A 14,688-nucleotide genomic window follows, 5' to 3' on the forward strand; every position below is an offset into this window, starting at 1 on the left:
TAATCAATTACGCATTAATTCCTTTGATAGTATATTCATCAAGTTCTTCACGTTTAGCTTTTTTCTTGTTTTTTGGTTTATCTTTCATATGTGTACGGATATAGAACCAAATTTGTGGAGCTATGAACATACTTGATAGTGTTCCTGCAATTAATCCCACAAACATTGCAAATGTAAATGTGAAGATAGCGTTTGAACCTAGTAATAACAAACAAACAATTGGTAAAATTGTAGTAATTGAACTAAAGATAGAACGTAATAATGTATTATCTAGAGCTTCGTTAACAATTCCACGATAGAATTCAGGAGTATGTTTAGCATTACCTTTAGCATCCGCTAGTTCCTCACGCACTCTATCAAATACAACTATTGAGTTGTTAATAGAATAACCAATAATAGCTAATATAACTGATATTAATTCAGTATTGAACTCTAAACGGAAAATAACAAATACAGCAATAACTATCGCAACATCATGTAATAATGCGACAATACAACTTACAGCATAATCCCATTTAAATCGTATAGTAATATAAATTAACATTGCAATCCACGCAAGAATACTTAACATGAAAGCATTTTTAACAAGATCTCTTCCTACCACTGGAGTAACCACATTATCCCCAGGTTCAATACCATAGATATCTTTGAAAGTTGATTTAATTGTATCTAATTGATCAGTATCTAAAGCATCTTTAATTGTTGCATAAACAACTTTATCACCTGATGCTTGATATTTTACTTTATCAAAACCTAATTCTTTAAATGTAGTTTCCACATCATTAATATCAATTTTTTCTGCTGCAGAAACAGTAATCTTCGTACCACTTGAGAAATCGATTCCTAAGTTTAGTGCACCATTTCCACTAGCGGCATTGAATCCAGCAACAGCAATACCAACTGCAATAATTGATAAACTTACAATAATAAATTTCTTTGCATATTTTAAGAAATCCAATTTTGGAAGTGGTCCAAAATAAACTTGTTTTTCATTTTTGCTAACATCTGGAATCAAACTTTCTTTAACTCCAAACCATTTTTTCTTATTATCAAGAACTCCTGATAATACAATTTGATTCAATAAGAAACGTGATACAAATACATTAATCACTAGCGTACAAATTACTGTGATCATTAACATTGTAGCAAATCCCTTAACAGCTCCATTACCAAATACATACATAATTAATCCAGCAAGTAATGTCGTAAATTGAGCATCAAATATAGTAGAGAACGATACACTTTGGCCATCTTTAACAGCATTCTTTACTGATCGTCCTTTATATAATTCATCTTTAATACGTTCAAAGGTAATGATATTGGCATCCACTGTCATACCTACTCCAAGAACTAAAGCCGCAATACCTGGAAGTGTAAATACTGCCCCCATTGCACTATAAAGCGCAAATACTGCAAATATATAGACTGTTAACATAATACCAGCAATAATACCTGGTAAACGATACATAATAATCATAAATAGTAATACTAATAGCGCTCCAATGATACCTGCATTTTTAGTTAATTCAAATGCTCCCATACCATAATCTGCACTTACAACATTACTAGAAATTTCAGTCATTTTAACTGGTAAAGAACCTGAGTTAATTAAATCAGATAATTCTCGAGCTTCCGCTTCAGTAAAATTACCAGAAATAACTACATCACCTTCTAAACGTTGAGTAACAGATGCAACACTAATGTATTTAGGTTCACCACCATTTTTAACATTGACAGCCTCTGCTGCATAAGAATCACCATCACTAAAATCAAGCCAAGTAACAATCATGTTATTCCCTGCTGTTTTGCTTGATACTTCTTCTGTAATATCTGCGAACTTAGTAGAGTCAGCAATCTTTAAAGATACAACTGGTTTACCATCTTGATATGCAAGACTTGCACCACCTTCTTTAATAATTGCAGCATCTGCCAATAAGTTATCATCAACATCTCTAAATGTAAGATTTGCTGTAGCTGAAATCATACGACGTGCTTGTTCAGGATCAGCAACACCAGCCAATTGAACACGAATTCGATTGTCCCCTTCGATTACGATTTGAGGTTCACTCACCCCTAAAACATTTACACGTTTACTAACACTCTTCGCAACCGCTGACATTTCAGGCAATGATCCATCGTTTTCAAGTGGACTTACTTCATATAAAATTTCAAATCCCCCTTGTAAATCAAGCCCTAGAGTTAAATTTTTTGCGATTCCTTTTGAGAATGTTCCAATCAAAGCTACAACAGCTGCAATTGTTACAAAAAACACTACTAAACGTTTTGTTTTTGTATTCTTATTCATGACTATTTCCTCCTATTAAATCACTATACTCTTCTAAATTCTTGTTATAACCGTCAATAATTGCCATTTTCGACAAATATCTAACAACTTTATCCGCTGTTAAAGATAATATATCATTTACAGCATCGTGTAAAGACCTAGGTGGCTTCTGCGCCCATATAAAACGGTACAAAACCTCTTCTATATTCTTATATGTCAAAGTAGGTAATTCATCACGTTGAATTTGTTGTAATTTTAATACAATTGCTAATTCTACTTGAGAATTATGAACATCAAATTCTTGCATAATCAATCCTCCTTTGGCTACACTAAATTCAAAAACGATAGATGACTCTATCTAAAATACAGCTACAATAAATCCTACGAACGCACAAATAGCTGATAATATCCAAAACGATTTAACTACCTGTGTTTCCTTCATACCTGACAATACAAAACTATAATGGATAGGAGTATATCTAAATACTCGTTTACCTCTTAATTTAACAGAACCTATTTGAATGATGACACATAATGTTTCCCAAACAAAGACACCACCAATGAATAATAAAGCAACTTCTTGCTTTAAAACCATCGCAACAGCTGCAAGTGCACCACCCAAAGCAAGTGATCCTGTATCCCCCATAAATATTCGAGCGGGATGAATGTTATATCTTAGATAGCCAATGAGTGCTCCTAGCAACGATGCAATAAACACAACTATTGGAATATTTCTATCTTGTAATGCAAACAATAAGAATGGAATAAACGCAATCACACTGCACCCAGCAGCTAACCCATCCATACCATCAGTTAAGTTTACAGCATTACTTCCACCAACAAACATAAAGAAAATAAGAATTCCATATAATCCTCCAAGTGGTAATACTGTTTTAAAAACCGGTATCATGACATCAAGGGAAGTATGGCTTTGATAAATAATAAAGAAAATTACCGCCAAAACAACTTGTAAAAAGAATTTATGACGAGGTAATAACCCTTGATTATCCTGTTTAATTACAATTATATAATCATCTAAAAACCCAATGGCACCATACCCAATAAAGGCTAATAATATTATTGCAACATCTAAATCTAAAACTGCTTTAGGCATAAATATAAATGTTACAAGTACTGGTACAATTACAAATAAAACACCACCCATAGTTGGTGTTTTAGCTTTTTGTTGGTATTCTTCTAAACTATATTCACTTACTGTTTGATTGAAACTAATTTTTTTTAAAAAATTTATATAGCGAGGCATTAAGACTAAAACGATTGCTGCACTAACAAGAAATGCGCCTAACATCATAAAAATCATCTTTCTTAGCCCCCTTTGTTTAAAGCCACATAATTATATCAAGAACACTATTGAAGTTCAACTTCAATTTCAGTGTCCTTTGTAACGAAGGCATCTATTGGTACATTTTGTGATATTACTTGTCCACTTCCAGAAATTTTGAAACCAAAATCAGTAATTTCCCATAAGGCTGTTACATCTTTTTTACTCCAACCAGTTAAATCTGGCATAATAAAGCCTCCTGTATCAGTTAACAAGAAAACCTTTTGATTTGTAGACACACTTTCGCCAGCTTTTGGAAATTGATCAATAATAGTGTTACTTGATCCAAGCACATAAGTTAAAACTCCCATTCCATCTAGTTTAGATGCTGCATAGTCATAAGAATGATTAACTAAACTTGGCATTTCATATGTTTTTATTTCTGTCTTAACAACTTCTCCTTCTGTTGGATATTCCCCTGATTCTTGTGTATTTGAAGGATTGGTCGCTGTTAAATTTGTTAGCATTGCTACTTTCCTTAATAAAGTCTTAATTGGTTCTGTTTTATAATGGGCATTTTTATCATATCCCGCTTCGAATGCATAATAAATCATATATTGTGGGTCATCTGCTGGCATTCCCATCATTACCGATGCAATTGTTCTACCAGATGCATAAGAACCCGATACTAATACTTGCGTTGTTCCTGTTTTACCGCTAATTTCTATTTCTGGAATTGCATACCATTTTCCTGTACCTTGCTTATCATAAACTACACGTTTTAATATATCTCGTAAAGTTGCTGCAGTATCTGCTGTAATTGGTTCTCCAACTACTTCAGTTTCTGCTTGATAAATTACCTTTTGACTATCATATGAATCTTTAATGCTTTCAACAAAATAAGGTTTTACCATTTTTCCATCACCAAATATAGCTGAATAAGCTTGTAACAATTGAAGCATTGTGACAGTTGAACCTTGTCCATAAGCTGCTGTAATCTTTTCAGAAGGCCATTTAAAATGCTTAATTCCTACTTCCTCTCTTAATCCGTCTGTTTCAACTGGTTGGAAAAAATGAAAACGATCCAAATAGTCTTCATATATAGAAGGACTAATTACTTCTGTTAATAAATCTGCTGTTACTGAGTTTGAAGATAAAATCAAGCCATAATCATAACCTACAGTACCCCAGTTTTTATAACTAGCATTGGTAATGCACCCAATTCCTCCCGATGACACACGATAAGGATTTAATCCATCCGCTTTATAACAATATGGGCCTGAATACACTTCCGCATTTCCATCATACACACCCTCATTAATCGCTGCTGCCCATACAAAAGATTTCATTGTAGAACCTGGTTCATAAGGTAGTTGTGCTCCATAGTTATTATAATCTGTTATATCTAATTGATTTGGATCAAATGAAGGTGATTGTCCCCAAGCAAGTACTTTACCAGTATCTACTTCCATTACTGCACCCCACATACGATCAGCATTAAATAATTCGTACGTTTGCATAAATGCTTGTTCAAGTGATTCTTGAATTTCTTTATCGATTGTTAAAGTTACATTATTACCATTAATAGCACTAACTTCTGTCATTTTCATACCGGGCAAAATATATCCATGCTTATCAGATTGATATGTGCGATATCCATTAATTCCCGATAACTCATCTTCAAGTATTAATTCAAGACCCATCTTACCCACAGTACTACCAGATTCATCTGATTGCGCGAATCCAATAAGATTCGATGCAAATGTACCAAGTGGATACGAACGTTTAATTGATGGATAGAATTCAATTCCATTTAATCCATAACTAATTATTTCATCTTTCTTTTCTTTAGAAAGATTACGCCCCGCTGTTCCTAACTCTGTTTGATATAAATCTTGAGTAAGCAAGTTATATATTTTTTCTCTATCCATGCCTAAAAGAACCGATAATACATCAGCAGTTTTTCCAGGATCATCAACATAAGCTACCTTACCTTTTTGCGCTGGTCTATTTTCATCTAATATACATTTAATATTATATGTACTATTATCTTGTGCGATGATATTGCCATTTCGATCATAAATATACCCACGGGTTGCGGTGAAGTATTCTGTTTGCATATTTGCACTTTCAGCATATGCACTTAAGTCTGTTCCACTTACCGCATGTACCTTAAATACAGATACTAAAAAAACATTAGAAGCAATCAATACTGATACTACTAATGTAATTACAAATATAAATAGAAGCATGCGATTGCTTCTTTTCATCATTAATCTCCGTTAGCGATGGTTACGATATTATTTTGATCTAAACCTAATCCTGCATCAGTTGCGATAGATTCAATTCTATCACGTGAGCTTAATGTTTGAATTTCAACTTTAACAGCTTCATTTTCAGTTTGAATAGATGCTATTTCACTTTCAATTGATTGACGAGCCACACTTAAAGAGTTGTTGTAAGAGCGCAAGAACAATCTTGAACTAAGTGATGCAATTGCAGCAAACAAAAATAATACAACTGTAAAGTTTTGTAATCTTAATTTTTTAACTTTTTTCTTTTTAACTATTTTAGCCATTATTCTTTTACCCTTTCTATCACCCTAAGTTTTGCACTATGTGAGCGGTTATTCATCGCTAATTCATCCTCACTAGCACTAATAGGTTTTTTGTTAACCAATTTATAGGATGGTGTTTCCATTTGTTCTGGTAATAGTGGAATTCGCTTATCCACTGCTTCTACTGTTGAAAATTCATTAAATATTTCTTTTACGATTCTATCTTCTAAGGAATGGAATGTAATAATTGCACATCTTCCACCAACACTTAGCATATTCACCGCATCTCTTAAACCCTGTTTCAATGATTCTAATTCACCATTAACCTCTAAACGTATTGCTTGGAATGTTTGTTTAGCAGGATGTCCTTTTTTACTTAACACCTTCATTGGAAGCGCTTGTTTGATTACATCAACTAATTCAAATGTTGTTTCAATAGGTTTTATTGCGCGATTTCTTTCAATACTTCTAGCAATTTGTTTAGCAAATTTTTCTTCACCGTACTGAAATAATATTCTAATTAAATCGTGATAATCATATGTATTCACAACATCATATGCTGTTAATAATTGACTTTGATCCATTCGCATATCAAGTTTTGCATCAAAACGATAACTAAATCCCCTTGAAGCATCATCGAATTGTGGTGATGAAACACCTAAGTCCATCATAATACCATCAATTTGTTCAATGCCTAATTCTTCAATATCTTTTTTCATGTTTTTAAAATCATCATGAATGAAAGTAACTTTATTTAAATATTTCTCTAATCGTTTACTAGACTCTTCAATTGCTTTTTGATCTTTATCGAAAGCAAATAAGTGTCCTTCATTAAGTTGTTCAACAACCAGTAGACTATGTCCACCCCTTCCAAGAGTACCATCAATGTAATAACCGTTTGGTTTAACCGCTAATGCATCAACTGTTTCATGGAGTAATACGCTAATGTGTTCCATTATAGTAAGAAATCTGTCAATTGTTCAGCAACATCTTCAAATGATTCGCTTTCCTCTTGATAGCCTTCCCAACGTTGTTGTGACCAAATTTCCACATGATCAGCAACTCCGACAATGACACATTCTTTGTTAATAGCTGCCTCGCTAATTAAATAACTTGGTAATTGTATTCTTCCTTGAGTATCACATTCACATTCAGTTGCTTTAGATGTAATACTACGAACATATAATCTTGATTCTTTTTTAGTAGATGGTAATTTTTTTAGTTGTTCCAATAAAAGTTCCCATTGTTCCATAGTGTAGACTGTTAAACATCCATCAAGACCTCTAGTCACAATAAAAGTTTCTCCTAGTTCCTCACGAAACTTAGCAGGAATTATTACTCTTTTCTTCGAGTCTAGATTGTGTCTGAATTCACCTATAAACACAAGTACCCCCACTATCTACCACTTCTCACCACTTACTCCCACATTATAGACCATATATATACATTTGCAAAGTACTTTTTATGCAATTTGTTAAATATTTAATTCACTTGAAAATCATTCAATTTACAAGGCTTTTTTAACCTTTTAACAAACTAAAAAAGGCCTAATTTCACAAGCCTAAACCATTAAAAAAATAAGCTTTAAAAACATTCATATTTCTTATAATTTCCGAAAGAAAAAAATCACTCTTCATAGTCAACGTTTACATCATTTCTGTTGTCTACTTTAGAGTGACCTTATTAAAGAATCACATTGATTTAAATTAATTATTTTTTATATATTTTGTAATGTCATAACTGTCTACCAGACAAGCCTTCTCATCATGGAGCCAATCAATCCACGAAGTTGTAACCTTTACCCAAATATTTAAATTCGTATTATACATCTCCGTTAAGTACTTTGTATCTTTACTTTCCATAAGTGTCTTCATTGGACAGTCCTTACAAATATCATCACTTGCCCAGAACGCTTTGTGACAAATATCTCCAACATTTGCAGTTGGTATTAATTTATTCAATCTCTCATTAATAAATAAAACTTCATGCGTTTGCGGGTTACATACATAAGCATAAGATGCTAATCCATTAACAACCGACAATGCCATTTGTTTGGCAGCGATAGCATTTTCTACCGCTCTTAATTCAGTGAGGAAGATACCTATAACATTAGCCATATTCCTGCACTCACTCAATATTTTTTGTGTTGGTTGAATTAAACAAACGCATTGATCAAGTCCCATAAACCCAACAAATTTTCCATTTCTTTCAATGGAGAACTGTAGCATACTCTTTATTCCTTGAGGCTCTAATATCGCTTTGAGCTCTGGTGTTGTATTTCCAACATTAGGAATGAATAAATAACCCTCATGATTTAGATTATTTTTATAATTCCCCAAAGGCGAATAACTTACTTCTTGTAATAATTCTCTTTGTGACGATATTCCATCAGCACACCATTCAAAAGTATTTTTTGTAAACAATCCATCATCTGTATTTTCAAAAATATATACTCTACTTACGTTATAATGTTTACCAATTAATTCCAATACAGTTTGAATCGCTGATGCACTTCCAACAGATTCATAAAGAATTCTGAAAACGTACTCACTAATGTTTTCTTCAAATATCTTTGCTTCTATTGTTCTGTCACTATCAATTGATTTAATACTTGTCCCACCAAATTGCATAGCACTATCATAAAAAGCAAATTGATCTCTTCCATGTTCCTTAGCATAATAAAGTGCTGTATCAGCATTATGATAAAGCTCCGCATAGGTTTTCCCATCGCTTGGATAAAGCGATATACCAATACTAACAGATACCCGATACACAACTTCACTTTGAGTATAAGTTTCAGTTAGTAGTGAACAAAGTTCTTTTGCTTTATTCGTTATCGTTCGTTCATTTTCAACATTTCGCATAAAAACAACAAACTCATCTCCACCTACTCGACCCAGTATATCATCTTCACGGAATAATCCTTTTGTTTTCGAAGCCATCTCAGATAAGAAAGCGTCACCAAAAGCATGTCCAAAATGATCATTAATATCTTTAAAATAATCTAAATCTAACATAAGGAACGCATGTTTACCTACTTTGATATCGCTTGTAGTAAGTAATGCGGATATTTTTTCTTCTACTGTTACTTTATTATAAAACCCCGTAAGAGCATCTCTTTCAGCTTTATACAATAAATCTAATTGTTCTTTCTTTTCATCATCTATACTTTTAATATAACAAAACCCCATTATATTTCCACTAAAAGGTTCTTCAAATAGATTAATTGTACTAATAACCCAAATAAATATACCACGTAAGTCCATACGACGATATTCACCAGAAACTTCTTGTTTACCTTGCTTGTATGCTTTTAAAAGATTGTCAACACTGTACAAATCATAAAAGCTTCCAAAGTCATCAGGATGTACTGCATGGTTTGCAAACGCTGTCATTATTTGAGTGTAATTATCCGTTTCCCCAATACCATACAATGCTCGCCATTCTTCATAACCTCGAACAGCTTTATCTTCAGTAATATTAAACTCATACATCGCATTAAGTTTAGATACCATAGCTTCATAATACGCACGTTCTTCACTAGCTTGCTGTTCTATCTCTTTTTCTTTATTTATATTTTTGATATAGCAACGAACATGAATATCGCCAGTGATTTCATCTTCTATAATATGTACCGTTTCTTCAAACCATTCATATTTTCCAGATGAAAGTAACATTAAATTTTCACAATTTATTGTTCGTTTCCCCTTACGATAAGCTTCAATAATTGCATCATTTGAAATTTTATTAAATACTAATTCACGATGTTTAGGTGCTATTCTTTTATTGCACAAATATGCCAATGCTTCACTTACAGAACCCGATTTTGGAATATTAAACTCATTAAAAAAAACCATTATTATAATTAGTATATCGATCTGTAGAAATATTGGCTTCAAAGATTAAAATCATATTTGATTCTATTGCCATTTTATAAGCTTCTTCTTTTTTTAGAAGCGATGTTTCTGTAATATCTTTTCTTGCACCAACCGCATAAATCGGTTCACCTTTTTTATTAAAAATATTAACTAAATAAATTTCTAATAAATGTTCTCCCCCATCTACAGCATTCGCATAAATAATAGTCTTCGCTGTAGGTTCTCCCGCATCAATTCTTCGATAAAGATCTCTTAGGTTCTCAATACTTCGGGTAGCAATTATTCCTGACTTAATCACATCTTCAACACCATTTTCCATAACTGCTGGCATTCCAAAAACGTTAAAATCAGTTTGTTGAGTAATAATTTTCTTAGTAACAACATTATAATCAAAGGAAGTTACATCTGAAAAACCTATTGCAATTTCATATCGTTTTTCACTAAGTAACAGTTGTTCCTTTAATGCTTCTATTTCTATATCATACTCACTCATAATTTGATTCCTCCATTATATGGTATTGCAGGTGATTTGATATAGTGTATTATTTCTATATTAACCACAAATGACCCGGCGTAGAAAACATCATTACGAAGTTATCGCAACAAATAAATTAATAATTATATTCCAGCCAAACAAAACGGTAAACTCAAAAGTACCGCACAAATCTATTTATAACTTGTATCAAAAACACATATTATATGCACAAGTCATCATTTAACGTTATTATATCTAATTTTTAATAAAAAATCTATTACCAATTTTCCAAAAAAAAAATAGTAAGCGAACTTACTATTTATTTCCACAAGCGCACATGAAGTGAGGTTTTTTAAGTTCCCCACATGCAGGACATTTAACTAGTGTTGGAGCATCTAGTTTGAAATGAGTTCTACGTTTGTTTTTTCTAGTTTTAGAATTTCTTCTTTGTTGTACAGCCATCTTGGCACCTCCTAATCATTTTCAATTTTGAAATCTTTCAGTTTTGCTAATCGAGGGTCAATTTGACTGCCCTTCGACTTTTCATAATCTTCTTCACTCATTACTTGCCAACCATTACCTTTAGGATAATCAATTGGTCCATCTTTTACTACCTTTAATGGTACTTCAAGGTTAATAAGTTGGAAGATAACAGGAATCAATTCAATGATTTCATTCTTAACAACATGAACATCTATATCATCTGTATCTACAAATGAAAATATTTCATGAGAACAGGTATCAAACGGTACATCCACCGATTCATTGGTGATGGCACAAGGACATTCCATCACACCAGTAATCTCTAATTCGACTTCGAATTCGTGTGTACTGTGGCCAAAATATCCAACCCCGCTTACGTGTACATCATGTAAATTTCTTAAACGCTCATTCATTTGGAATGTTTTTTTATCAAACTCAACAAATTCATCAAATTCGATCTGATTTCCTTGCAAGTTTAACAACTCAGCTCTAGTCCATTTCACACAGTGCACTCCCATTTCGTTAACGCATTAATTATAGAGAAAGAGACCTCTAAAGTCAATCATTTTAGCCATTCTTCTTTAAGCAATGCTTACAAATCCATTCAAATATATCTTCATAAACAACTTCTTGTTCCTTTTCATTTAGAATTTCATGTCTAAGTTCAGGGTAAACAAGTTGTGTCAAATTGCAATATCCAGCTTTTTTAAGCCTATTTATTGAGTTTAGTAAACCACTATTTCCACCAGTGCATGGATCATCTTCTCCAGCAATAAAGAATATAGGTAATTCTTTATTCGTGCATTTCCATCCTTTTAACTTATGCATATCACCCATAAGCCTAAACAAATCTTCATACCCCTTATTAGTGAACGGAAATCCACATAATGGATCATTTATGTATGATTCTACATTATCTGGGTTTTTACTAATCCAATCATATTTAGTACCACCTGGGAATTTCTTAGAAAATTGCCCTGTAGATAAATCTTCAAGCAATGTAGATTTCGCCTTTTCGCCCTTTGTTTTGACAAAATGTTTGGCTAATAGAAGACCTAATGGTGTAGCAATTTGGTAATTAGGTGCCCCACTTAAAATCAATCCATTTAACTCATAGTCATATCTTTTTAAATAAGACCTCGCAACTAAAGACCCCATGCTATGTCCAAAGAGAATAAAAGGAACATCAGGTGGATATTCTCTTTTTACCACATCAGTAATAAAATGTGCATCTTCAATCAATTTTAACCAGCCATCTTCAGAATCAAAAAATCCAAATTCATCTTTCGATAAGCATGTTGACCCATGACCACGATGATCGTAAGTTATGACTACAAAACCTTTTTTACATAAGTATTGAGCAAACTTTTCATATCGATGCCCATACTCACTCATACCGTGAATAATTTGCACAATACCCAAAGCGTAATCTTGAGGGCGGTATATGTTATAAGATAATTCAACATTCATATGCTTCACCTCGCTTAACTATCATACCATATTTCTTCCTAACTGTTCTAGAATTATGATAGAATAATAGCGGTGATATTATGAAAATATGCGGAATAGTAGTTGAATATAATCCTTTTCATAACGGGCATGCTTATCACATCCAAAAAGCAAGAGAAATTACTGGATGTGATGTTTTAGTTGCGGTTATGTCTGGAAATTTTACTCAACGCGGTGAACCCGCAATTATAGATAAATGGTTACGTAGTAAAGAAGCTATTTTAAACGGCGTAGACTGTGTCATAGAACTCCCTTATATCTTTGCCACACAAAGTGCTTCTCACTTTGCCAAAGGCGCTCTAGACATCTTAAAACTAGCTCATATCGATTCTTTAGTATTTGGTAGCGAAAGCAATAATATTGAAGAATTACAAGACATGGCTGAATCATGTATTCATGTGGATAATTTAAAAGAATCATTACAAAAAGGAAATAGTTTTCCCAAAGCATATGGTTTACTGGCTAAAGAAATGGAACCAAACGATATATTAGGAGTAGCCTACTTAAAAGAATGCATTGGTACTTCTATAAAACCTTATACAATTCAAAGAACCATCCATTATCACGATTCAGAGATACATAACACTATAGCAAGTGCTTCCGCAATTAGAAACGCCTATTTTAAAGGCATTCCCTTTGCAAGTGCTACATCTATGGCTTCTACACTCAGTGAAGCTTCATGTGTTTCACTAAAGGCTTTTTATCCTTACCTTAGAACATTACTATGTACTAGCAACCCTAACGAATTATCTAGTATTTTCTTATTTAATGAAGGCATTGAAAATCATTTAATTAACCAAGCAATGAAAAGTGCTACTTTTGAAGAGTTCATAAATAACGCAACTACTAGACGATATACGACATCACGAATTCAACGCTCTTGTATTCAATTGTTAAATCATGTAACAAAAGAAGAAGTTAAAAATTTACCTCCTATTAATTCATTGCGAATTCTGGCATTTAATGATAACGGAAGACAATACTTAAGATTTCTTACTGATAAAGAGATTAATGTAGCAAGTAAATTTGGTCAAATACCAGAAAAATATCGTAAACTAGAATTTAGAACTACCCTACTTTATACCTCATTAATGAGTGAAGAACATCGCCAATCCATTATAAAAAAAGAAATTGGTGGACCCCAATATATAAAAAGCACTATTTAGTGCTTTCAAGATCGTGTTTAATTTTAGTTGTAGAGATTCCATCTGTCCTAGGTAAGTATTCAACATCACAATACTCTTTATACTCATCAAATTTTCCTTGCCAATCATCACCCATTACTAAGACGTCAGCGCAATACTTTTGAATGTCGTCTTTTTTTTGTTCCCATGTATCCTCTGGAATAACCAAATCAACATATCGAATTGCTTCAAGCATCATTTTTCTTTCCTCATATGGGTGATATGCCTTTTTACCTTTAATTTCATTAAATTCATCCGTTGATAAAGCAACAATTAAATAGTCACCCATCTCTTTAGCACGCTTTAGCAAACGGATATGCCCCCAATGTAACAAATCATATGTACCATAAGTTAAAATTCTTTTCATGCTTTACTCCTTATTCATGTATAATTATTATATCAAATAAAACGGATTGTGGAAAAAATATGAAAATGAAGAAAATATGTTGCTTACTTTTATGTGTATTATTATCAGGTTGTGTAACAAAACCAGATAACGCAGATATGTTAATGGATGTCTTTTTTACTAAACTGACTTCCTTTGATTTTCCAACATTGAACAATTATCTAGAAACCCCTATTGATGATACAATTCAAAATGAATTTACGAGTGTTACTGAATCAGCAAATACCTCAAAGACAACAATAGAGGCTTTAAAAATACTAAAAGACTTGGATATTAGTTGGGTACAAATTGAATCAAACGATTCTTATGCATTATTTAACCTAACTATTAAATATTATGGACTAAATATAATTAAGGAAGACTATTTAGAATTATTTATCGAAGCATTCAAGTATCACGCTGATAACGATAAATATGACGAACAAATTGCAAAAGCATACAATATAGCCTACCAAAAAAGTCTACCTACTTTAAGTAAAGAATTTATTATTGAATGTAAAAATATTAATGGAGAGTGGAAAATTACTGATGCAAATGAATTAATATCGCAAATTATATCAGTCTTCAAGAAGCAAATAGCCCAAATAAATTAAAAAAACAACTTTTATCAATTACGATAGAAGTTGTTTT

Annotated in this window: 15 protein-coding genes; 2 read left to right on the forward strand and 13 right to left on the reverse strand. The window is 32.5% G+C overall.

The genetic code is table 11. The annotated features are described in order from the left end of the window. Positions 1 to 7: 7 nt before the first annotated feature. From secD to RR430_RS07170, 12 genes are all read right to left on the reverse strand, one after another. On the reverse strand, positions 8 to 2,305 hold the full coding sequence (gene secD / locus RR430_RS07115; RefSeq protein ID WP_332487203.1) for a protein translocase subunit SecD: 2,298 nt from the start codon (positions 2,303 to 2,305) through the stop codon (positions 8 to 10). After that, positions 2,298 to 2,591, reverse strand: a complete 294-nt coding sequence (locus RR430_RS07120) for a post-transcriptional regulator (RefSeq protein ID WP_332487201.1) — start codon at positions 2,589 to 2,591, stop codon at positions 2,298 to 2,300. The genes secD and RR430_RS07120 overlap by 8 nt, the downstream gene beginning before the upstream one ends. A gap of 51 nt (positions 2,592 to 2,642) precedes the next feature. Further along, positions 2,643 to 3,605, reverse strand: a complete 963-nt coding sequence (gene mraY / locus RR430_RS07125; protein WP_332487200.1) for a phospho-N-acetylmuramoyl-pentapeptide-transferase — start codon at positions 3,603 to 3,605, stop codon at positions 2,643 to 2,645. Positions 3,606 to 3,652: 47 nt separating this feature from the next. Continuing rightward, a complete protein-coding gene (locus RR430_RS07130) occupies positions 3,653 to 5,836 on the reverse strand; it encodes a penicillin-binding protein (RefSeq protein ID WP_332487199.1) in 2,184 nt (727 codons plus the stop codon). Between the two features lie 2 nt (positions 5,837 to 5,838). Next, entirely contained in the window at positions 5,839 to 6,144 is a 306-nt protein-coding gene (locus RR430_RS07135; protein ID WP_332487197.1) for a hypothetical protein, read from the reverse strand. Next, positions 6,144 to 7,082 (reverse strand): 16S rRNA (cytosine(1402)-N(4))-methyltransferase RsmH, encoded by a 939-nt coding sequence (rsmH, locus tag RR430_RS07140; protein WP_332487204.1) that lies wholly within the window; start codon positions 7,080 to 7,082, stop codon positions 6,144 to 6,146. The genes RR430_RS07135 and rsmH overlap by 1 nt, the downstream gene beginning before the upstream one ends. Then, on the reverse strand, positions 7,079 to 7,507 hold the full coding sequence (mraZ, locus tag RR430_RS07145; protein ID WP_332487195.1) for a division/cell wall cluster transcriptional repressor MraZ: 429 nt from the start codon (positions 7,505 to 7,507) through the stop codon (positions 7,079 to 7,081). The genes rsmH and mraZ overlap by 4 nt, the downstream gene beginning before the upstream one ends. 322 nt (positions 7,508 to 7,829) lie before the next feature. Beyond that, the gene (locus tag RR430_RS07150) at positions 7,830 to 9,926 is read right to left on the reverse strand and encodes a sensor domain-containing diguanylate cyclase (RefSeq protein WP_332487193.1); all 2,097 of its coding nucleotides are present in this window, start codon (positions 9,924 to 9,926) and stop codon (positions 7,830 to 7,832) included. A 40-nt stretch (positions 9,927 to 9,966) separates the two neighbouring features. Continuing rightward, a complete protein-coding gene (locus RR430_RS07155) occupies positions 9,967 to 10,494 on the reverse strand; it encodes a hypothetical protein (RefSeq protein WP_332487192.1) in 528 nt (175 codons plus the stop codon). Positions 10,495 to 10,791: 297 nt separating this feature from the next. Continuing rightward, complete coding sequence (gene rpmF, locus RR430_RS07160) at positions 10,792 to 10,938, reverse strand: 50S ribosomal protein L32 (RefSeq protein ID WP_332469037.1); 147 nt, start codon at positions 10,936 to 10,938, stop codon at positions 10,792 to 10,794. Between the two features lie 11 nt (positions 10,939 to 10,949). After that, positions 10,950 to 11,462: a YceD family protein gene (locus tag RR430_RS07165; protein ID WP_332487190.1), complete on the reverse strand. Its 513-nt coding sequence runs from the start codon at positions 11,460 to 11,462 to the stop codon at positions 10,950 to 10,952. A gap of 64 nt (positions 11,463 to 11,526) precedes the next feature. After that, positions 11,527 to 12,429, reverse strand: coding sequence for an alpha/beta fold hydrolase (locus RR430_RS07170; protein ID WP_332487189.1), 903 nt, complete (start codon positions 12,427 to 12,429; stop codon positions 11,527 to 11,529). An 80-nt stretch (positions 12,430 to 12,509) separates the two neighbouring features. Here RR430_RS07170 and RR430_RS07175 point away from each other — a divergent pair, with 80 nt between their 5' ends. Then, on the forward strand, positions 12,510 to 13,634 hold the full coding sequence (locus RR430_RS07175; RefSeq protein ID WP_332487188.1) for a tRNA(Met) cytidine acetate ligase: 1,125 nt from the start codon (positions 12,510 to 12,512) through the stop codon (positions 13,632 to 13,634). Here RR430_RS07175 and tagD read toward each other — a convergent pair. After that, positions 13,627 to 14,019, reverse strand: coding sequence for a glycerol-3-phosphate cytidylyltransferase (gene tagD / locus RR430_RS07180; RefSeq protein WP_332487186.1), 393 nt, complete (start codon positions 14,017 to 14,019; stop codon positions 13,627 to 13,629). The two genes, RR430_RS07175 and tagD, sit on opposite strands and share 8 nt — an antisense overlap. Before the next feature lie 59 nt (positions 14,020 to 14,078). On the opposite strand from tagD, the gene RR430_RS07185 reads away from it, so the two are divergent. Then, entirely contained in the window at positions 14,079 to 14,651 is a 573-nt protein-coding gene (locus tag RR430_RS07185; protein WP_332487183.1) for a hypothetical protein, read from the forward strand. Positions 14,652 to 14,688 lie beyond the last annotated feature (37 nt).

Origin of the sequence: Anaerorhabdus sp. (assembly GCF_036641015.1) — a bacterium.
Classification (GTDB): domain Bacteria; phylum Bacillota_I; class Bacilli_A; order Erysipelotrichales; family Erysipelotrichaceae; genus Anaerorhabdus.